Below are 20267 nucleotides of genomic sequence, written 5' to 3'. Positions count from 1 at the left end.
ATGTCGAGTTTGTTGGTGGCGGCGCACGACGCCGGCGATTTTCTAACGGGCGTGGACACGGTTACGTGGGGCGAGGCGGCCGTGCCGCTCTCATTGGTGGGCCCCGGCAACGGCTGCGCCTTTTCGCCCGACGGGCAGTATCTGGCGGTTGCGCACACCAACAGCCCCAACCTGCGGGTGATCCGTACGTCAGACTGGACGGTCGTCAGCGGCACGCCGGCGCTCTCGAACATCAGCCGCGGCTGCGCGTTTTCACCCGACGGGCAGTATCTCGCCGTTGCGTACAGCGGCAGCCCGTACCTGCGCGTCATCCGAACGTCAGACTGGACGGTCGTCAGCGGCACGCCGACGCTCTCGAGCGCCGGCTACGGCTGCGCGTTTTCACCCGATGGGCAGTATCTCGCCGTTGCGTACGACAGTAGCCCGTACCTGCGCGTCATCCGCACGTCAGACTGGACGGTCGTCAGCGGCACGCCGGCGCTCTCGAACATCGGCCGCGGCTGCGCGTTTTCACCCGACGGGCAGTATCTCGCCGTTGCGTACAGCAGCAGCCCGTACCTGCGTGTCATCCGAACGTCAGACTGGACGGTCGTCAGCGGCACGCCGACGCTCTCGGGCACCGGCTACGGCTGCGCGTTTTCACCCGATGGGCAGTATCTCGCCGTTGCGCACAGCATCAGCCCGTACCTGCGCGTCATCCGAACGTCAGACTGGACGGTCGTCAGCGGCACGCCGACGCTCTCGGGCACCGGCTACGGCTGCGCGTTTTCACCCGATGGGCAGTATCTCGCCGTTGCGCACAGCATCAGCCCGTACCTGCGCGTCATCCGAACGTCAGACTGGACGGTCGTCAGCGGCACGCCGACGCTCTCGGGCACCGGCTACGGTTGCGCGTGGCGCCCCGATTCTGCGTGGTATTCGCGCAAGTTCAAAGTGTTCGATTACAACGGCAACCCGATTCAGGCAACGGTGCAAGTGCACCATCGACCGAGCTTCGCCCGGTTCTTCCAGCAACCGAGCGATCCGGTGACGGGCGAGCTCGAGGTGAGGAGCTACAACGCGGACGATTATTGGCTGATCGCCCGCAACCCCGCCGGTAACGACGACGAGGTGCTGAACATCCGCATCGACGCCACCACCGGCGGCGACCCGCCGACCGATATTTATCTCCCCTACGTCGGCACGATGGTCACGCTGTCGGGCAATGTCACGACCACCAGCGGCGGGCCGGCGGACGAGGTCGTGGTGCGCGTGTGGGCGTCGCGCAAACTCGAAACGCGCGTCTACCCGGCCGCGAACGGCGACTGGTCGGCCGAAGTCCCGCCCGGCACCTACGACGTGACCTACCTGCGCGCCGGGTGCGAGCCGGTCTGTCACGGCCCCTATACCGTGGAATTGCCGCCCGCGCCCTAAGCCGTGATCAAGTCGCCGGTCGTCCTCACCGAGTCCTACACCCCGCCCCCGCTGACGGACACGCTCGTCCAGACGCGGGTGGTGCTGGCCGAAGGCTACTCGCCGCCCGATATCGGCGCGACCCTGCTGCCGTGCTCGAGCACGGTCGAACCGCCGGCCACGGGAGCGGATGCTATCGGCGTGCTGTCTGCCACGCTGCCCCTCACCGCGCCGCAGATCACCGCATCGGCAACGGGCACCGCGCTCCCGAGCGCCACCGGCACCGCGTCCGCCTACCTGCCGGTGGTCGTCCCGGCGCTGTCGGCCGCAGTGGGTGCGGAGCACTACCTCGATCTGCCCGACGCAGTGGGCGTGGGCGCGAATGCCCGTTCGCAGTCAGCGCAGCAAACCCGCGCAGGCACGGCGATGGTGCAGCAGTCCGCCGCGCCGACCCGCCTGCCGATGGCCGCGCGCGCGGCACAGGCCATGCCCGCCGCGGTCGGTACGTCCGCCCGCGCGGTGCACATGGCGCAGATCATCAACCGCGCCAGTGCGCCGCACCAACACGGCGAGCGCACCCGCGGCAGCACCCGCCAGCGGTGGGCCGACACGCTCCGCGCCCGTCTCAACGCGGGCGCACGGCATCAGCACGGCATCCCGCTGTCGGCCGGCACCCGGCAGCGGTGGGCGGATACCGGCAAGCCGAAGCAGACCCTCCGCGCCGTCCACGGCACCGCCCCGGCCAAGCACGCGCTTGTGCTGGTCGTGGAGTACGCGCTGCGCGGCGTACCCGTCCTCGTCCCGCTGCGGCAGGACTGGACACAAGCGATCCCCCCGCCGCCCGGCCGCTGGTGGCCGCGCTACGAGGCGCCGCTGCTCAGCGCCACCGCGCTGCGGCCGTGCCACCCGAACTACGTCCCGAGACACCTCTCGTGCCCGGTCATCCTCGGCATCGGCCGCGTCGTGCAGCCCCCGTGCGAGGCTACAGACCCCACCCCCCCCCCGCCCGAAGGGCAAATCGTCGTCCCCGTCCGAAAGGCCTACATCGTGATCAACACCGTCTCCCTCGTCCGCGCTGCCGACGGCGCCCCGCTCGAGCCGCTCTCGCTCGCCCTGCAGATCGACGCCGATTCCTGGAGTTGGGGCTGGGACGCCTCCATCCCCGGCGCCGAGCTCGCCATGGTCGAACCCATCGCCGCCGGCGAGCCGGTCGAACTCATCGCCACCGTCAACGGCGAGTCCTTCCGCCTGCTCGCCGAACGCATCGCCCGCGACCGCCGCTTTGCCCAGTCGCGCCTGCGCATCAGCGGGCGGGGCAGGGCGGCCATGCTCGCCGACCCCCACAGCCCCATCGTCACCCGCAGCAACGGCAGCGACCGCAGCGCGCAGCAGCTGCTCGCCGACGCCCTTACCGACAACGGTGTGTCGCTGGGCTGGACGCTCGACTGGCAGGCCGCCGACTGGCTCGTCCCCGCCGGGCTCTACAACCATACCGGCCCCTACATCGCCCACGCCCAGCGCCTGGCCGAAGCCGCCGGCGCCTACGTCCAGGCCGACCCGCTCACCGACACCTTGCGCATTCTCCCGCGCTACCCGCTGCTGCCGTGGGAATGGGACGCCGCCACCCCCGACGTCGACCTGCCCAGCGCCCCGGTGGTGCGCGAGGCCATCGAATGGCTGCAGCGCCCCGACTACAACCGCGTGTTCGTCAGTGGCACCGAAGCCGGCGGCATCCTCGGCCAGGTCACCCGCGCCGGCACCGCGGGCGACGTCGTCGCCCCCATGGTCACCGACCCCCTCGTCACCCACGCCGACGCCGCCCGCGCCCGCGGCCGCGCCATCCTCGCCGACACCGGCCGCCAGGCACGCATCACCCTCGACCTGCCGATCCTCCCCGAAACCGGCATCCTCACCCCCGGCCAGCTCATCCGCTACACCGACGCCGGCACCCCCCGCACCGGCCTCGTGCGCAGCACCGCCGTGCGCGCCCAGCTCCCCACCGCGCGCCAGACCATCGAGCTCGAAACCCACCTCTAGCCCACCTTCCCCCATCGCCAGCCCCGCCGACCATGAGCAACCTCTACGCCAAGTTCCGCGCCCTCATCCCCGACGCTCCGCTGCTCGTCGGCACCGTCGTCGCCACCGCGCCGCTGCGCGTCCAACTCCCCGACGGCAGCCTCATCGCCGCCCGCGGCGAGGCCGAACTCGGCCAGGCCGTGTTCGTGCGCGCCGGCGCCCTCGAAGGCCCCGCCCCCGCGCTGCCGGTCACACTCATCGAAATCTGACCCGCAGCCCCGCCCCGCCCGCCGCGGTAGAATGCCTCCAGCCTATCCATGGAGAATGCCGCCATGCCCCCGGCGCCCCGCCTGCCCATCCTCCGCGCCGCCGCGATCCCCGCCGCGCTGCTCATCGCCACCGCCGCCCACGCCCAGATCTACAAGTGCCGCATCGACGGCCAGACCGTCTTCGCCGACCGCCCCTGCGCCGCCGACGCCCAGCCCCTCGACATCCGCCCCGCCGCCGGCCCCGGCACCCCGCCCGCCCCCGGCGCACCCACCACCCTCGACAAGATCAACGCCTCCGTCGACGACATGGTCCGCTCCCGCCAGCTGCGCGAGCTCGACCGCCGCCTGCGCGTCGAACGCGCCGACCTCGAGCAAGAGCAGGACCGGATGACCCGCGAACTCGCGGCCCTGCGCAACAAAAAGGACCGCGCCAACAACAACCTTGCCGGCGCGATGTGGGAGCAGAGCATCAGCGAAGAAATGAACGCCACCGTCGCCCGCTACGACCTGCGGATGCGCGGGATACGGGACGAGATCAAGCGGCTGGAAGAGCAGCGGGCGGGGATGATGGGGCAGTGAGCGGGGGAGGGCGGTAAAGCACGATTTTGCTGTCTAAAATTCAAAAATCGCCCCAGTATTCACGCGGGGTTGAGGGCCGCTGCTGGGTTTTCGAGTTTTAGACAGCAGGGACGCTAAATGCCTGTAACGGCGCGGGTTCTAGGCGAATTGGCGACGTATAATGTTCATCCCTGAATTGTGAGGACCTGAGAGCCAATGTCAATCCTCGATCTTCAGGGCTGGCTGCAGACGCCGCAGGGGCGTTATCTGCTCGGCTGGGAGCAGGAAGGGGTGGATCGCACCGTGGCCGACATTTTCGGCTACAACGCGGCGCAGGTCGGCCTGCCCGGGATCGACCTGCTGCGGGCGAACCGGATGCCGCACCGCTTCGACTGCGCGCCGCTCGCGGGGGCGCAGGTGCGGGCCAACGAGTTCGAACTGCCGTTCGCCAGTGCCAGCCTGGATCTGGTGCTGCTGCCGCACGTGCTGGAGTTTTCGCGCCACCCGCACGAGGTGCTGCGTGAAGTCGAGCGCGTGCTGGTGGCCGAGGGAAGCGTGGTCATCACCGGCATCAATCCGGTCAGCCTGTGGGGGCTGCGCCGTGTGCTCGGATGCCGCGCCAGCACGGCGCCGTGGAATGGCCAGTACCGCAGTGCAATGCGCATCCGTGACTGGCTCAACCTGCTCGGTTTCGAGATCCGGGGCAGTGACAGCGGCTGCTTTGCTCCGCCGGTGAGCAGTGCGCAATGGCTGGAGCGCTGGCGCTTCATGGATCGGGCGGGGGCGCGCTGGTGGCCGGTGCTGGGAGCGGCTTACCTGCTGCACGGGGTCAAGCGGGTCCATGGGATGCGCCTGATCACGCCCCAATGGCGTGGGCGCAAGGCTCACTCGAAAAGACTTTCACCGCTTGCCCAGCGCAACGGCGACACAAGGAAAACGCATTAGATGACAGAGGAAGTGGATATCTATACCGATGGCGCCTGCAGCGGCAATCCCGGTCCCGGCGGCTGGGGCGCGATCCTGCGCGCTGGCTCGCACGAGAAGGAATTGTGGGGGGGAGAACCGGATACCACCAACAACCGGATGGAACTGCTGGCGGTCATCCGCGCCCTCGATGCGCTCAAGCGCCCGGTGTCGGCACGCGTGCATACCGACAGCCAGTACGTCCAGAAAGGCATTTCGGAGTGGATCCACGGCTGGAAAGCGCGTGGCTGGAAAACGGCGTCGAAGGCGCCGGTGAAGAATGAAGACCTGTGGCGTGCGCTCGATGCCGCCGCCGCCCGTCACCAGGTCAAGTGGCTGTGGGTGCGCGGACATGCCGGGCATCCGGAAAACGAGCGTGCCGACGCCCTCGCCCGTCGCGGCGTGGAGGCGGTGCGGCGGGCCGGCGCCGTGGTCGAAGGCTGAAAAAAGGAGCATTGCCCATGCGACAAATCGTGCTCGACACCGAAACGACCGGCCTCGACTGGCGCAATGGCGACCGCGTCATCGAGATCGGCTGCGTCGAACTGTTCAGCCGCAGCCTCACCGGGCGGCATTTCCACGTCTACATCAACCCGGGGCGCCGGATCGCGGCCGAAGCCGTCGCGGTGCACGGCATCACCGAGGAGTTCCTCGCCGACAAGCCGAAGTTCGCCGACATCGCCGAAGCCTTCGAGGACTTCGTGCGCGACGCCGAGCTGGTGATCCACAACGCCAGCTTCGATGTCGGTTTTCTCGATTGCGAGCTCGAACTGCTCGGCCGTGGCCGGCTGAACACCCTGTGCTCGGGCGTCATCGACACCCTGAGGCTGGCGAAAGAGCAGAATCCGGGCAAGAAGGCTTCGCTCGATGCGTTGTGCGAGCGCCACTCGATCGACAATGCCCGCCGCGAACTGCATGGTGCCTTGCTCGATGCCGAACTGCTCGCCGAAGTCTATCTGGCGATGACGCGCGGGCAGGACAGCCTGATGATCGGGCTCGACGACGAGCCTGCGGCAGGCGATGCGGCGAGTGCGGCGGTGCTGACTGCGCGCGCGCCGCTGAAGGTGCTGCGCCCGAGTGAGGCCGAACTGCAGGCTCATCGGGCGGTGCTGGGGGAGATCGCGAAGGCGAACAAGGGCTTGTGCCTGTGGCTGCCGCCCGAGCCTGAAAAGGCTTCGCCGGCCTGATCGCGTACTACGCTTGCGGCGGGGTCCAGCCGGATTGCGCCGGCGGCGAGTTCAGCGCCCGTCGCGGCGCAGCTTTTCCAGCCCTTTGAGGATGTCGGCGCGCGAGAGCTGGCCGATCAGGCGTGAGCCTTCGACGACCGGCAGGCAGCGATGCGGGTTGGCGAGGAACATCTGGATGGCGTCGATCAGGCTGGCATCGCCGGCAATCGAGCTCACATCCCGGCTCATGAATTCCTGCACCTCGCCCGCTTCGTGGCGGAAATAGGATGCATCGAGCGCCGCCTTGAGGCAGTCCCTTTCGGACAGGAAACCGATCAGGCGGTTGTTTTCATCGACCACCGGGGCACCGCTCAAGCCATGCTCGAGCAGGGTATGCACCGCCTTGAGGAGGTCGGTCCGGGCGGTGAAAGCGAGGTGGTCGCCGATCATGTAGTCTTTGACGAGCAGGGAACTGAGCATGGTTCTTCCCGGTTTTTATCGTGTGATTCAGTTCGATTGTTCGGTGCTCGCGGCGCTGATGCGGGCCTGGCGCTTGGTGCAGGGCTTCTTGCAGCCGAACTCGCAATCCTGGCCGAGCGTCCCCAGACCGCCGCAGCTGCCGGCGATCGGCTTGCGTCCGAACATGACGCCGATTGCCATTGCGGCGATGACGATACCGACGACGGCGAGGGTGATCAGAAAAGTGTTCATCTTGCATCTGCCTCGGGTAGGGGCCGGCCTGGCTCCCTTGTTACAGGTGGACAATACCCCGAGCGCGGCCGTTCTGACCATGCCTGCGGGGTGGCGGCAGCAACACCGGGATCGTCCCCGGCATCGCTACAGGGTCATCGCCGGGTACGGCCGCCGGTCTCAAAGCTGTAGACGCGCGCCGGACAGCGTGCCCGACTGTTCCAGCCGGGTCACCGTCGGTCCCAGGTCGAGCCCGGTTTCGTCCTTCAGCTGGCGTGCGCGCAGGCGCAGCTCATCCATGCTGCGCTCGATCGGCTCGCCGGCGGCAGCGAAGGCGACGACGTTGCCGCTGTCGCAGGACGGAAACGCGATCGCCCGCCCCCCGGAAGCATGGGTGATGCGCTCCAGGCTGGCCTTGTAGCCGCGCGCACGGCCGAACAGATTTGCCGCCATCAAGCCGCGCTCGCTCAATCGCGCATGCAGCGCCTGGTGGAACGGCAGGGTGTCGAGGGCGCCGGCGCGGGCGTTGCGGTCGTAGCCATCGACGAGGATGTAGTCCCAGGTCTCGTCCCGCTCCAGCACGTACTGCGCGCCGCAGCCGAGGTGGATCGAGAAGCGCGCGTCCTCGGCCGGCAGCTTGAAGAACTGGCGTGCCGCGGCGACCACCGCGGGGGCGATCTCGACCACCCGGATGCGCGCCTGCGGCAGATGGTGATGAACGAAGCGCGCCAGCGAGGCGGCGCCGAGGCCGATGATCAGCACCTTCTTCGGCCAGCGCCCGCCGTCGGCGGCAAGGCCGTCGCGCAGCAGCAGGCCCGCCATCATCTCGCGGGTGTAGGCGAGCTCGAGCGCATGGGGGCGGCGGATGCGCATCGCCCCCTGGATCCAGTCGGAGCCGAAGTGCAGGTAGCGCACGCCGGCCTGTTCGGAGATGTCGATCGGTGGGTTCATGCGGTGGCGCCTCCGGCCAGGCGCTTGAGGGCATACAGGCGCTCGAGCGCTTCGCGCGGACTGAGCACATCGGGGTCGATGTCGGCGAGCTCGGTCAGCACCGGGTGCGACAGCGGCGCGTCCTCCGGCTCGGGCAGGGCGGCGAACAGGTCGGCCTGCGGGCCGGCGTCGATCTCGCGGTTCTCCAGGGCGCGCAGCCGCCGCTTGGCGTCGCGGATCACGCCTGCCGGGATGCCGGCGAGCGCGGCGACCTCGATGCCGTAGCTCTGGCTTGCCGGGCCTTCCTCCAATGCATGGAGGAAGACGATGCGGTGGCCGTGCTCGACCGCGTCCAGGTGCACGTTGGCGCACTCCGGATAGTCGGCGGCGAGCCGGGTGAGTTCGAAATAATGGGTGGCGAACAGCGTCAGGCTGCCGTTTTTTTCCAGCAGGTGGCGGGCGATGGCAAAGGCCAGCGCAAGACCGTCGAAGGTGGATGTCCCGCGGCCGATCTCGTCCATCAGCACCAGGCTGTGGGCGGTGGCGCCGTGCAGGATGGCGGCGGCCTCGGTCATCTCGACCATGAAGGTCGAGCGCCCGGAGGCGAGGTCGTCGGAGGCGCCGATGCGGGTGAAGATGGCATCCAGCGGGCCGAGCTCGGCAGCCTCGGCCGGGACGAAGCTGCCAACATGGGCGAGCAGGCAGATCAGCGCCACCTGGCGCATGAAGGTCGATTTGCCGCCCATGTTGGGGCCGGTGATCATCAGCATGCGGCGGGTGGCGGCGAGGTGGGCGTCGTTGCGGATGAAGCTGTCCACCTGGCGTTCGACCACCGGGTGGCGGCCGCCGGCGATGTGCACGCCGGGGGTGTCGATGAAGCGCGGCTGGACGTAGCCGTTGCGCAGCGCGGCGTCGGCGAAGGCGGCAAGCGCGTCCACCGTCGCCAGCGCGCGCGCGATGCGCTGCAGTGCCGGAATGTGGCCGGCAAGGGCGTCGAGGATCTGGTCGTAGAGCAGCTTCTCGCGCGCCAGGGCGCGCTCCTGCGCCGACAAGGCCTTGTCTTCGAAGGCCTTCAGCTCGGGAGTGATGTAGCGTTCGGCGTTCTTCAGCGTCTGGCGGCGGCGGTAGTCGTCGGGCACCTTGTCGGCGTTGGCGCGGCTGACTTCGATGTAGAAGCCATGGACGCGGTTGAACTCCACTTTGAGGTTGGTGATGCCGCTGCGCTCGCGCTCGCGCGCCTCGAGGGCGAGGAGGAATTCGCCGCAATTGCTCTGAATCGCGCGCAGTTCGTCGAGTTCGGTGTCGAAGCCGGGGCCGATCACGCCGCCGTCGCGCACCATCGCGGCGGGCTCGGTGGCGATCGCGCGCTGCAGCAGGGCCAGCGCTTCGGGGGCAATGTCCAGCGCGGCACGCAATTCGAGCAGCAGCGCCGCGCCGCACGCCGACAAGGCCTCACCGAGCGCGGGCAGGCGCGCGAGGCTTTCGCGCAGCGCCGAGAGATCGCGTGGGCGTGCGCTGCGCAGCGCGATGCGGGCGGTGATGCGATCCACGTCGGCGACCCCGCGCAGCGCCGTGCGCACCGCTGCGGCCAGGCGGCCGTCGCGGCTGTCGATGCCGTAGTCGGTGGTTTCGCCGACCAGATCCGCGACCGCGGCCTGGCGTGCGGCGGGGATGGCGCGCTCGCGCAGCGGGTGGTGCAGCGCATGGCGCAGCCAGCGCGAGCCCATGCTGGTGACGCAGCCGTCGAGCAGCGACAGCAGGGTGGGCGCAGGTTCGCCGCGCAGGGTCTCGGTGAGTTCGAGGTTGCGCCGGGTGGCGGCATCGAGGCGCAGGTATTCGGATTCGCGTTCGACGGTGAGGCCGGTGACATGGGCCAGGGTCTGGCGCTGGGTGGCCTGAGCGTAGTCGTACAGCGCCGCCGCCGCGCCGAGCGCCAGCGGCAAGCCGTCGGTGCCGGTCTCGGTAACGCCAAAACCGGCGAGGTCGCGGGTGCCGAAGTGCGTAGTCAACAGGCGGAGGCCGGTCTCGGCGTCGAACTGCCAGTCGGCCAGGCGCCGCAGCGCCGGCGCGAGGCGGTCGAGCAGCGGCAGCGCAAGGCCGTCCGGAATCAGCACTTCGGCCGGGCGCAGGCGCTCGAACTGGGCCTGCAGGTTCTCGGCCGCGCATTGCATGAGGCGCAGGTCGCCGTTGGCGAGGTTGAGCCAGGCCAGACCGAGCACGCCGCGGTGCACACTGGCCGCCAGCAGCAGGGCGTCGCGGCGGTCGTCGAGCAGTGCGGCGTCGGTCAGCGTGCCGGGGGTGACGATGCGGCTCACCGCGCGCTCCATCGGCCCCTTGGTCGCGCCCGGCTCGCCGATCTGCTCGGCGATCACCACCGATTCGCCCAGCTTGACCAGGCGGGCGAGGTACTGCTCGAGGGCGTGGAAGGGCACGCCCGCCATCCGGATCGGCTTGCCGCCGGACTGGCCGCGGGTGGTCAGGGTAATGTCAAGGAGCCGCGCGGCCTTTTCGGCGTCTTCGAAGAAGAGCTCGTAGAAATCGCCCATGCGGTAGAAAAGCAGCGTGAAGGGGTGCTCCGCCTTGAGCCGCAGGTACTGCTGCATCATCGGCGTGTGCTGCGCTATCTGGTGCTCATCAAATCCATGCGAGCGCTGTGATTTATCGTCCAAGGTACTGATTCTTCGCTGTTCGTTGGCGCTCGTTGGTCTGTCTCGCCTGGCGTCCATGCGTCTCCGCAGTCGTGCGCACTCCGTTTTTCAGCGCAGGTTTTCGAGCGTACTGCGCCGCCGCTCCTGCAGCGTGGCCCGCTTCAGGCCGGCATGTTGGCCGGACGATAGGACTGGATGATGGGCAGGAGCTGGCCGAAGATCTTCGGGGCACCGGCGACGACGTTGCCGGTGGTGAGGAAGTTCGCTTCGCCCGAGAGGTCGGACACCAGGCCGCCTGCTTCCTGGATCAGCAGCACGGCGGCGGCCATGTCCCACGGCGACAGGCCCATTTCCCAGAAGCCGTCGAGTCGCCCGGCGGCGACATAGGCGAGGTCGAGTGCGGCGGCGCCCGGGCGGCGGATGCCGGCGGTCTTGCGGGTGAGTTCCTTGAACATCGCCAGGTAAGCGTCGACGTGGTCGAACTGGCGGAAGGGGAAGCCGGTGCCGATCAGCGCTTCGTTCAGGCGGGTGCGGCGCGATACGCGGATCCGGCGATCGTTGAGGAAGGCGCCGCTGCCGCGCGAGGCGGTGAACATCTCGTTGGCGACCGGATCGTAGACCACCGCGTGCTCGAGCACCCCGTTCTTGGTCTGGGCGATCGAGATCGCGTACTGGGGGAAGCCGTGGATGAAGTTGGTGGTGCCGTCGAGCGGGTCGATGATCCAGTTGAACTCGCTCGCCGTGCCGCTCAGGGGACCGAGTTCCCCGGACTCCTCTGCTAGAATCCCGTGCCCCGGGAAGGCGTCGCGCAGCACTTCGATGATGGCCTGCTCGGCAGCACGGTCCACTTCGGTGACGAAGTCGTTGGGCGATTTCGCGTGCACGGTGAGCAGATCGAGCTGGGTCGAGGCGCGGTTGATGACGGTCGCAGCGCGACGGGCGGCCTTGACGGCGATGTTCAGGGTGGGATGCATGCGGAGCGGTCTCGGTTAAAGAAGCGGGGCCTGCGACGATGCACCGATCCGTTCGGTACACGTTCCGGGCAGGCAGCCCGGCAATATTCGGAAAGCGCGGAATTTTAATATGAATCGCCCCCTCGCGCTCGATCGCATCCGTGTGGTGCTGTCGCGCACCAGTCATCCCGGCAATATTGGCGCCGCCGCGCGTGCGATGAAGGTCATGGGGCTGCATGACCTGTGGCTCGTGGCGCCGGCCGCCTTTCCCGACGAAGTGGCGACGGCCCGGGCTTCGGGGGCGAGCGACGTGCTCGAGGCGGCGCATGTCGTCGGCTCGCTCCAGGAGGCGCTTGCCGATACCGTGTTCTCGGCGGCGCTCACCGCCCGCCGGCGCGAGCTGTCGCTGCCGCGGCTGCAGGCCCGCGATGCCGCGCTCGAACTGGTCGCGCGCAGCGACGACGGCAGGGTCGCACTGGTGTTCGGCAACGAGACCAGCGGCCTCAGCAACGAGGAAGTCGGGCTGTGCAGCCTGCCGGTGACGATTCCGACCAATCCGGACTTTTCCTCCTTGAACCTGGGGGCGGCGGTGCAGGTGCTGGCCTACGAGCTTCGCATGGCTGCGCTCGGCGCCGCAGTGCTGAACGCGCCCGGGGACCAGGCCGAGCCGGCTACGCATGCCGATTTCGAAGGCTTCATGGCGCATCTCGAACGCGTCGTCACCGCCAGCGGCTTCCACGATCCGGCCAACCCCAAGCGCCTGCTGCCGCGCATGCGCCGGCTGTTCAATCGCGTCCGCCTGGAAAAGGAGGAGGTCGCGATCCTGCGCGGCATGCTGACGACGTTCGAACGCCCCAAGCGGCGCGGATGAGGGCGCGGTTTTGAATTCCCCGGCTTAAGTCGATTAAAATACTCGGGAATTCAGTGCCCGAGGTAACGTCCGCGCGCTTCGCAATGCTTGTCGCTTTTCCCCGTTTTGCTCGATTTTGAATTTCATCGATCCGATTTCCCGCTTTTTCCGGAGCCCGCCACAAAATGTTCAGCCGCCTGCGTGAAGATCTGGCCAGCGTTCACGAACGCGATCCCGCCGCCCGTTCCACGTTCGAGGTGCTGACCTGTTATCCCGGCGTCCATGCCCTGATCTTCCACCGCGCGGCGCATGCTGCCTGGCGCAGGGGGTGGCACTGGGCGGGACGCTTCATCAGTCATCTGGGGCGCTTCCTTACCGGCATCGAAATCCATCCCGGCGCGGTGATCGGCCGTCGCGTGTTCATCGATCACGGCATGGGGGTGGTCATCGGCGAAACCGCCGAGGTCGGTGACGACTGCACGATCTACCAGGGTGTGACCCTGGGCGGCACGTCCCTGTACCGCGGCACCAAGCGTCACCCGACCCTGGGCAGGGGGGTGGTGGTGGGAGCGGGGGCCAAGGTGCTGGGGGGATTCAGCGTCGGCGATGGCGCCAAGATCGGTTCCAACGCAGTGGTGGTCAAGCCCGTTCCGGGCGGGGCCACTGCGGTCGGCAATCCGGCGCGCATCCTCGATTCCGAGCGCGATGCCGCGCGCGAGCAAAAGGCCGAGCAGATCGGTTTCAGCGCCTATGGCGTCACCCGCGACATGGACGATCCGGTGGCCAAGGCCTTGCACGGGCTGCTCGATCACGCGGTCGATACCGACCGCCGGCTGCACGCCGTCATTGCCCGCCTGGAGGGCGCAGGGATCAAGTTCGACGATACCGCGGAGTCGGCCGACCACTTCGACCCCGACCGGCTGTCGAAAATGGTCGATTGAGTGCCGGGCCGATGGCACGAGGTGCAGCAGGCTGGGTCTCGTGAGTAGTTGACCGTTTTTGTCGGAATACGTATAGTCGAGTGAAAAATTCGGGTATTCGCGCCGCGCCGCAAAGCGGATGCCTGCCGAATAGCCGCCGCATACCATCCTTCGAGGAGGAAGCATGAGACTGACGACCAAGGGGCGCTTTGCCGTGACGGCGATGGTCGATCTGGCTTCACGCCAGGCCGACGGGCCGGTGACTCTGGCCGGCATCGCCGAGCGCCAGAAGATCTCGCTGTCTTACCTCGAGCAGCTCTTCGGCAAGCTTCGCCGGCACAAGCTGGTCAGCAGCGTGCGCGGCCCGGGTGGCGGTTACCGCCTGGCGCGCACGATGGACAACGTCACCGTGGCCGACATCATCGTTGCGGTCGATGAGCCGCTCGATGCGACCCAGTGCGGTGGCAAGGAAAACTGTCACGACGATCATCGCTGCCTGACCCACGACCTGTGGGCCAATCTGAACAAGCGCATGTATGCCTACCTGGATTCGGTCACCCTCGAAGCCCTGGTCAACCGCCGCGTCCATCCCGACCCCGACGTGGCCGTGCTGAAGAACATCCGGCGCCACGCCATGGCTGCCGTGCACGAAGCCGCTGTGGCCTGAAGGCGCAGGCATGGGTTTTGCTCCGGTATATCTCGACTGGAACGCCACCACGCCGCTCGACCCGATGGTGCGCGAGGCCATGCTGCCCTGGCTCGGCGGCGCCGAGCCGGCCCGCTTCGGCAATGCTTCCAGCCGTCACGAATATGGCCGCCAGGCGCGGGCGGCGGTGGATGAAGCCCGGGCATGTGTGGCCGCCGCGGTCGGGGCCCACGCCACCGAGATCGTCTTCACCAGCGGCGGCTCCGAAGCGAACAACCTGTTCCTGAAAGGGGCTGCCGCCATGCTCAGAGCGGGCCTGGTGGCGGTCAGCGCGATCGAACATCCCTGCGTGCGCGAACCGGCGCGCCAGCTCGGCCGGGCCGGCTGGAAAGTGCATGAAATCGCGGTCGACGGCGAAGGGCGCATCGATGTTGGCGACTGGCAGGCGGTGCTCGCACAGCGGCCGCGCCTGGTGTCGGTGATGCAGGCCAACAACGAGACCGGGGTGGTGCAGGACATCGCCGCCCTGGCGGCGCAGGCGCGGGCGGTGGGGGCGTGGTTCCATACCGACGCGGTGCAGGCGCTGGGCAAGATCGAATCCGATTTCCGCGCCCTGGGCGTGCATGCGATGACGCTGTCTGCACACAAGATCGGCGGCCCCCTGGGTGCAGGTGCACTGGTGGTGGACAAGCGCGTGGAATTGTCGCCGCTGATTGCCGGTGGCGGCCAGGAGCGGGGACTGCGCTCGGGTACCGAAAATGTCGCTGCCATCGTCGGCTTCGGGGTGGCGTGCGAACGTGCCCTCGCCCGCCGCGATGCCGAGGCGGGGCGCCTGGCCGGGTTGCGTGACGATATTGCCCGCGCGCTGCAGAGCCTGGGGGCGAGGATCTTCTCCGCAGGCGCGCCGCGTCTGCCGAATACGGTATTCTTCGCCCTCGAGCCTATCGAAGGCGAAACCCTGGTCGGCAAGCTCGACCGGGCCGGTTTTGCCTGCGCCAGCGGGTCGGCCTGTTCGAGTGCCAATCCCGAGCCTTCGCGCACCTTGCTGGCAATGGGGGTGGCGCCGGAAGTCGCCCGCGGCGCGCTGCGGGTGAGCCTGGGGCGGGATACCCGCGCCGACGACGCCGAGCGATTCATCGCAGCCCTCGCCCGCGTCGTGGATGAACTCAAGAATCTGGCCTCGGTGGCGATCCGGCCGTCGGCGGGCCTCAACCCTGAACACGGATAACGACTCTGCGGAGACACGTAATGCTGAAGTTCCCGATCTATCTCGATTATTCGGCCACGACCCCGGTCGATCCGCGCGTGGCGCAAAAGATGATTCCCTGGCTGACCGAGCACTTCGGCAACCCGGCGAGCCGCTCGCACGCTTTCGGCTGGGAAGCGGAGCAGGCGGTCGAAGAAGCGCGCGCGCAGGTCGCCGCGCTGGTCAATGCCGATGCCAAGGAAATCATCTGGACATCGGGGGCGACCGAGTCCAACAACCTGGCGATCAAGGGCGCCGCCCACTTCTACCAGGGCAAGGGCAAGCACGTCATCACCGTCAAGACCGAGCACAAGGCGGTGCTCGACACCGTGCGCGAACTTGAGCGCGAAGGCTTCGAGGCGACCTATCTCGACGTCCAGGAAAACGGCCTGATCGACCTCGAGGTGCTGAAGGCGGCGATTCGTCCCGACACCATCCTGGTGACCGTGATGTTCGTCAATAACGAAATCGGCGTCGTGCAGCCGATCGCCGAGATCGGCGAGCTCTGCCGCGAGAAGGGCATCGTCTTCCACGTCGATGCGGCGCAGGCCACGGGCAAGGTCGACATCGATCTCGACAAGCTCAAGGTCGACCTGATGAGCTTTTCCGCGCACAAGACCTATGGCCCGAAGGGCATCGGTGCGCTCTACGTGCGGCGCAAGCCGCGCGTGCGCCTCGAAGCGCAGATGCATGGCGGCGGCCACGAGCGCGGCCTGCGCTCGGGCACGCTCGCCACCCACCAGATCGTCGGCATGGGCGAAGCGTTCCGCATCGCCCGCGAGGAAATGGTCGAGGAGAACGCGCGCATCCTCAAGCTGCGCGACAAGCTGCTCGACGGCCTCACCAGGATCGAGGCGACCTATGTCAATGGCGATCTCGGGCAGCGCGTGCCGCACAACCTGAACATCTCCTTCGCCTATGTCGAAGGCGAGTCGCTGATCATGGCGATCAAGGATATCGCGGTGTCGTCGGGTTCGGCCTGTACCTCTGCCAGCCTGGAGCCGTCCTACGTGCTGCGCGCGCTCGGGCGCAACGACGAACTGGCGCACAGTTCGATCCGTTTCTCGATCGGGCGCTTCACCACCGAAGAGGAAGTCGATTACACGGTCGAACTGCTGCGCAACAAGATCGGCAAGCTGCGCGAACTCTCCCCCCTGTGGGAAATGGTGCAGGACGGGGTCGATCTCGATGCGGTGCAGTGGGCCGCACACTGAGCGGCACCTGCGCACGGTCAAGGCACCGGGGCAGCGTATCTCGGTCTAATTATTGAAATACCTCCAAGCGGAGAAACATCATGGCTTACAGCGAAAAAGTTCTGGATCACTACGAAAATCCGCGCAACGTCGGCTCCTTCGGCAAGGAAGAGGAGGGTGTCGCCACCGGCATGGTGGGCGCCCCCGCGTGCGGTGACGTGATGAAGCTGCAGATCAAGGTCGGCAAGGACGGCGTGATCGAGGATGCGAAATTCAAGACCTACGGCTGTGGCTCGGCGATCGCGTCGAGTTCGCTCGTGACCGAATGGGTCAAGGGCAAGACCATCGATCAGGCGCTCGAGATCAAGAACACCCAGATCGCCGAAGAACTCGCGCTGCCGCCGGTGAAGATCCACTGCTCGATCCTCGCCGAGGATGCGATCAAGGCCGCGGTCGCCGATTACAAGAAGAAGAACGACGCCTGAGTGGCGCTTACCGAACAGGATCAACAGGAGCAACAACCATGGGCGTGACTCTGTCTGAAAACGCTGCCCGGCACGTTTCCAACTTCCTCAGCAAGCGCGGCAAGGGCGTCGGCATCCGTCTCGGGGTCAAGACCTCGGGCTGTTCGGGCATGGCCTACAAGCTCGAGTTCGTCGACCAGACCGAGGACGAGGATCTGGTCTTCGAGAGTCACGGCGTGAAGGTCGTGATCGACCCCAAGAGCCTGTCCTATCTCGAGGGGACTGAACTGGACTTCGTCAAGGACGGCCTCAACGAAGGCTTCCGGTTCAACAACCCGAACGTGAAGGATCAGTGCGGTTGCGGTGAAAGCTTCAACGTCTGAGCCGGTCGCGATGAGCATCGATCTCACCGGCGACTACTTCAGCCTGTTCGGGCTGCCGCGCAGCTTCGCGCTCGATGAGGCTGCCCTCGAGGCGGCCTGGCACGGCCTGCAGGCGCAGGTTCACCCCGACCGTCATGCCCACCTGTCCGACGCCGAAAAGCGCTTGTCGATGCAGTGGGCGACCCGGGTGAACGAAGGCTTCCGCACCTTGCGCCGCCCCCTCGACCGTGCCCAGTATCTGCTCGAGCTGGCCGGTGTGGACGCCGCCCTCGAAACCAACACCGCGATGTCGCCCGAGTTCCTGATGGAGCAGATGGAGTGGCGCGAGGCAGTGGAGGAGGCGCGCGATGCTGCCGAGGTGCATGAACTCGAGGAACTGCACCGGCGCCTGCTGCATCACGCGCGCGAGGTTCGCAGCCACCTCGGGCAGCAGCTCGATGATGAACACGATTACGAAGCGGCAGCCGACACCGTGCGTCGGCTGATGTTCATCGATAAACTCCAGCAAGAAATCGACGAGGCCCTGCTGGCCCTCGAAAACTAGAGCACGGAAGACATCAGATGGCCCTGCTGCAAATCGCCGAACCCGGCCTCTCCGCCGAGCCGCACAAGCACCGGCTCGCGGTGGGTATCGACCTGGGTACCACCAATTCGCTCGTTGCCACCGTCCGTAACGGCATCGCCGTGTGCCTGCCCGACGAGGGCGGCCGCACCATGCTCGCTTCGGTGGTGCGCTACTGTGCCGATGGCCGCATCGAAGTCGGCCATGGCGCGATCCGCTCACAGGCCACCGATCCGCGCAACACGATCGTTTCGGTCAAGCGCTTCATGGGGCGGGGGCTGAAGGACGTGGCCTACATCGAGTCCATGCCCTACGACTTCGAGGACAGCGCCGGGATGGTCCGCCTGCGCACGGTCCAAGGGGTCAAGAGCCCGGTCGAGGTTTCCGCCGAAATCCTACGCCGGCTGCGTGAGCGCGCCGAAGCGAGCCTCGGCGGCCCGCTCGTCGGCGCGGTGATCACCGTGCCGGCGTATTTCGACGACGCCCAGCGCCAGGCGACCAAGGACGCCGCGCGCCTGGCCGGGCTCGACGTGCTGCGCCTGCTCAACGAGCCGACCGCTGCGGCGGTGGCCTACGGCCTGGACAATGCGGCCGAAGGGGTCTACGCGGTGTATGACCTCGGCGGCGGCACCTTCGACCTGTCGATCCTGAAGCTGTCGCGCGGCGTGTTCGAAGTGCTGTCGACCAACGGCGACGCGGCGCTGGGCGGGGATGATTTCGATCATCGCCTGTTCTGCTGGGTGCTCGATCAGGCCAACATCGAGCCGCCGTCGCTCGAAGACGCCCGCCGCCTGCAGATGAAGGCGCGCGAGGCCAAGGAGTTGCTGACCTCGTGCGAGGAAGCGCCGATCCACCTGCGCCTGGGGTCGGGCGAGGAAGTGGATCTCGTCGTCACCCGCGAGCAGTTCGCCGAAATGACCCGCCACCTGGTGCAGAAGACCCTGAGCCCGGTGCGCAAGGCCCTGCGCGATGCCGGACTGGCGGCCGACGATATCAAGGGCGTGGTGATGGTCGGCGGCGCCACCCGGATGCCGCACATCCAGCGCGCGGTGGCCAACTATTTCGGCCAGGAGCCGCTCACCAACCTCGATCCGGACAAGGTCGTCGCCCTCGGCGCGGCGATGCAGGCCAACATCCTCGCCGGCAACCGCAGCGACCAGGACGACTGGCTGCTGCTCGACGTCATTCCGCTGTCGCTCGGCCTGGAGACCATGGGCGGACTGGTGGAAAAGGTCGTGCCGCGCAATTCCACCCTGCCGATCGCCCGCGCCCAGGAGTTCACCACGTTCAAGGACGGCCAGACCGCGATGGCCTTCCACGTCGTCCAGGGCGAACGCGAGCTGGTGTCCGACTGCCGCTCGCTGGCGCGCTTCGAGCTGCGCGGCATCCCGCCGATGGTCGCCGGAGCGGCGCGCATCCGGGTCAGCTTCCAGGTCGATGCCGACGGCCTGCTGTCGGTGTCGGCGCGCGAGATGTCTTCCGGGGTCGAGGCCAGTGTGCTGGTCAAGCCGTCCTACGGCCTGTCCGACGACGAGATCACCGAAATGCTCAGGTCCAGCGTCGACCATGCCGACGACGACATGATGGCGCGCAACCTGCGCGAGCAGCAGGTTGAGGCCGACCGGGTCATCGAGGCCTGCGGCCACGCGCTGGAAAAGGACGGCGCGCTGTTGACCGACAGCGAACGTACCGCGATCGATGCCGCCATCGCCCGCCTGCAGGAACTGCGTGCAGGCAGCGACCACCGCGCGATCAAGGCCGGCATCGACGCCCTTGCGCGTGCCACCGACGAATTCGCCGCCCGCCGCATGGACAGCAGCATCCGCGGCGCCCTGGCGGGCCACAAGGTAGACGAACTCGAGCTATGACCCAGATCATCGTTCTTCCCCATGTCGAACTCTGCCCCGACGGCAGCGTGATCGAGGCCGCGCCCGGCACCACGATCTGCGACAGCCTGCTGCAGGGCGGCATCGACATCGAGCACGCGTGCGAGAAGTCCTGCGCCTGCACCACCTGCCACGTCATCGTGCGCGAAGGCTTCAACTCGCTGACCCCGGCAGAGGACGAAGAAGAAGACCTGCTCGACAAGGCCTGGGGGCTGGAGCCGCAGTCGCGCCTGTCGTGCCAGGCGGTGGTGGCCGACACCCCGCTGGTCGTGGAAATTCCGCGTTACACCATCAACATGGCCCGCGAAGGAAAGCACTGAGATGAAGTGGACCGACGTTCAGGAAATTGCCGTCCAGCTCACCGACGCCTACCCGGATGCGGACCCGGCGAAAGTCAATTTCGTCGATCTGATGAACTGGGTGATGGCGCTGCCGGAGTTCGACGACGACCCCAAGCATTGCGGCGAGCGCATCCTCGAGGGCATTCAGCAGGCCTGGATCGACGAGCTCGCCTGAGCCGGATCAGGCCCCT

Annotated in this window: 23 protein-coding genes; 18 read left to right on the top strand and 5 right to left on the bottom strand. The window is 67.6% G+C overall.

Annotated features, from left to right (window positions below):
• From Tchl_RS14115 to dnaQ, 7 genes are all read left to right on the top strand, one after another.
• Window positions 1-1413, top strand: coding sequence for a WD40 repeat domain-containing protein (locus Tchl_RS14115; protein WP_157110119.1), 1413 nt, complete (start codon window positions 1-3; stop codon window positions 1411-1413).
• 3 nt (window positions 1414-1416) lie between these two features.
• Window positions 1417-3429: a hypothetical protein gene (locus tag Tchl_RS14110; RefSeq protein ID WP_075148972.1), complete on the top strand. Its 2013-nt coding sequence runs from the start codon at window positions 1417-1419 to the stop codon at window positions 3427-3429.
• Window positions 3430-3461: 32 nt separating this feature from the next.
• A complete protein-coding gene (locus Tchl_RS14105) occupies window positions 3462-3677 on the top strand; it encodes a hypothetical protein (RefSeq protein WP_075148971.1) in 216 nt (71 codons plus the stop codon).
• Between the two features lie 63 nt (window positions 3678-3740).
• Complete coding sequence (locus Tchl_RS18290) at window positions 3741-4256, top strand: DUF4124 domain-containing protein (protein ID WP_075148970.1); 516 nt, start codon at window positions 3741-3743, stop codon at window positions 4254-4256.
• 195 nt (window positions 4257-4451) lie between these two features.
• Window positions 4452-5180 (top strand): methyltransferase domain-containing protein, encoded by a 729-nt coding sequence (locus Tchl_RS14095; RefSeq protein ID WP_075148969.1) that lies wholly within the window; start codon window positions 4452-4454, stop codon window positions 5178-5180.
• Window positions 5181-5642 (top strand): ribonuclease HI, encoded by a 462-nt coding sequence (gene rnhA, locus Tchl_RS14090; RefSeq protein ID WP_075148968.1) that lies wholly within the window; start codon window positions 5181-5183, stop codon window positions 5640-5642.
• Window positions 5643-5659: 17 nt separating this feature from the next.
• Window positions 5660-6385, top strand: coding sequence for a DNA polymerase III subunit epsilon (gene dnaQ / locus Tchl_RS14085; protein ID WP_075148967.1), 726 nt, complete (start codon window positions 5660-5662; stop codon window positions 6383-6385).
• A gap of 51 nt (window positions 6386-6436) precedes the next feature.
• Here dnaQ and Tchl_RS14080 read toward each other — a convergent pair whose 3' ends face one another.
• The 5 genes from Tchl_RS14080 to Tchl_RS14060 form a co-directional block, all read right to left on the bottom strand.
• Window positions 6437-6844: a CBS domain-containing protein gene (locus Tchl_RS14080; RefSeq protein WP_075148966.1), complete on the bottom strand. Its 408-nt coding sequence runs from the start codon at window positions 6842-6844 to the stop codon at window positions 6437-6439.
• A 27-nt stretch (window positions 6845-6871) separates the two neighbouring features.
• Window positions 6872-7075 (bottom strand): (Na+)-NQR maturation NqrM, encoded by a 204-nt coding sequence (nqrM, locus tag Tchl_RS14075; protein WP_075148965.1) that lies wholly within the window; start codon window positions 7073-7075, stop codon window positions 6872-6874.
• Between the two features lie 159 nt (window positions 7076-7234).
• Window positions 7235-8005, bottom strand: coding sequence for a spermine/spermidine synthase domain-containing protein (locus tag Tchl_RS14070; RefSeq protein WP_075148964.1), 771 nt, complete (start codon window positions 8003-8005; stop codon window positions 7235-7237).
• Window positions 8002-10590: a DNA mismatch repair protein MutS gene (mutS, locus tag Tchl_RS14065; protein ID WP_075148963.1), complete on the bottom strand. Its 2589-nt coding sequence runs from the start codon at window positions 10588-10590 to the stop codon at window positions 8002-8004. The genes Tchl_RS14070 and mutS overlap by 4 nt, the downstream gene beginning before the upstream one ends.
• A 203-nt stretch (window positions 10591-10793) precedes the next feature.
• Window positions 10794-11606, bottom strand: a complete 813-nt coding sequence (locus Tchl_RS14060; protein ID WP_075148962.1) for an inositol monophosphatase family protein — start codon at window positions 11604-11606, stop codon at window positions 10794-10796.
• A 109-nt stretch (window positions 11607-11715) separates the two neighbouring features.
• On the opposite strand from Tchl_RS14060, the gene Tchl_RS14055 reads away from it, so the two are divergent.
• From Tchl_RS14055 to iscX, 11 genes are all read left to right on the top strand, one after another.
• Entirely contained in the window at window positions 11716-12456 is a 741-nt protein-coding gene (locus tag Tchl_RS14055; protein ID WP_075148961.1) for an RNA methyltransferase, read from the top strand.
• A gap of 164 nt (window positions 12457-12620) precedes the next feature.
• Entirely contained in the window at window positions 12621-13376 is a 756-nt protein-coding gene (gene cysE, locus Tchl_RS14050; RefSeq protein ID WP_075148960.1) for a serine O-acetyltransferase, read from the top strand.
• Window positions 13377-13539: 163 nt separating this feature from the next.
• Complete coding sequence (iscR, locus tag Tchl_RS14045) at window positions 13540-14022, top strand: Fe-S cluster assembly transcriptional regulator IscR (protein ID WP_075148959.1); 483 nt, start codon at window positions 13540-13542, stop codon at window positions 14020-14022.
• 10 nt (window positions 14023-14032) lie between these two features.
• Window positions 14033-15229, top strand: coding sequence for a cysteine desulfurase family protein (locus Tchl_RS14040; RefSeq protein ID WP_075148958.1), 1197 nt, complete (start codon window positions 14033-14035; stop codon window positions 15227-15229).
• Window positions 15230-15249: 20 nt separating this feature from the next.
• Window positions 15250-16461 carry an IscS subfamily cysteine desulfurase gene (locus Tchl_RS14035; protein ID WP_075148957.1) on the top strand — a complete coding sequence of 404 codons (1212 nt, stop codon included), beginning with the start codon at window positions 15250-15252 and terminating at the stop codon, window positions 16459-16461.
• An 80-nt stretch (window positions 16462-16541) separates the two neighbouring features.
• Entirely contained in the window at window positions 16542-16925 is a 384-nt protein-coding gene (gene iscU / locus Tchl_RS14030; RefSeq protein WP_075148956.1) for a Fe-S cluster assembly scaffold IscU, read from the top strand.
• A 38-nt stretch (window positions 16926-16963) separates the two neighbouring features.
• A complete protein-coding gene (gene iscA, locus Tchl_RS14025) occupies window positions 16964-17287 on the top strand; it encodes an iron-sulfur cluster assembly protein IscA (protein ID WP_075148955.1) in 324 nt (107 codons plus the stop codon).
• A 10-nt stretch (window positions 17288-17297) separates the two neighbouring features.
• Window positions 17298-17831 carry a Fe-S protein assembly co-chaperone HscB gene (hscB, locus tag Tchl_RS14020; RefSeq protein ID WP_075148954.1) on the top strand — a complete coding sequence of 178 codons (534 nt, stop codon included), beginning with the start codon at window positions 17298-17300 and terminating at the stop codon, window positions 17829-17831.
• A gap of 17 nt (window positions 17832-17848) precedes the next feature.
• Window positions 17849-19717 (top strand): Fe-S protein assembly chaperone HscA, encoded by a 1869-nt coding sequence (gene hscA / locus Tchl_RS14015; RefSeq protein WP_075148953.1) that lies wholly within the window; start codon window positions 17849-17851, stop codon window positions 19715-19717.
• Window positions 19714-20055: an ISC system 2Fe-2S type ferredoxin gene (gene fdx / locus Tchl_RS14010; RefSeq protein ID WP_075148952.1), complete on the top strand. Its 342-nt coding sequence runs from the start codon at window positions 19714-19716 to the stop codon at window positions 20053-20055. Before hscA ends, fdx begins: the two co-directional genes overlap by 4 nt.
• 1 nt (window position 20056) lies before the next feature.
• On the top strand, window positions 20057-20251 hold the full coding sequence (iscX, locus tag Tchl_RS14005) for a Fe-S cluster assembly protein IscX (protein ID WP_075148951.1): 195 nt from the start codon (window positions 20057-20059) through the stop codon (window positions 20249-20251).
• Window positions 20252-20267: the final 16 nt, after the last annotated feature.

The organism is Thauera chlorobenzoica (genome assembly GCF_001922305.1).
In the GTDB taxonomy this organism is placed as follows: Bacteria; Pseudomonadota; Gammaproteobacteria; order Burkholderiales; family Rhodocyclaceae; genus Thauera; species Thauera chlorobenzoica.
Note: the sequence above shows the minus strand (reverse complement) of the source record. Positions and strands in the feature narration are given on the sequence as shown.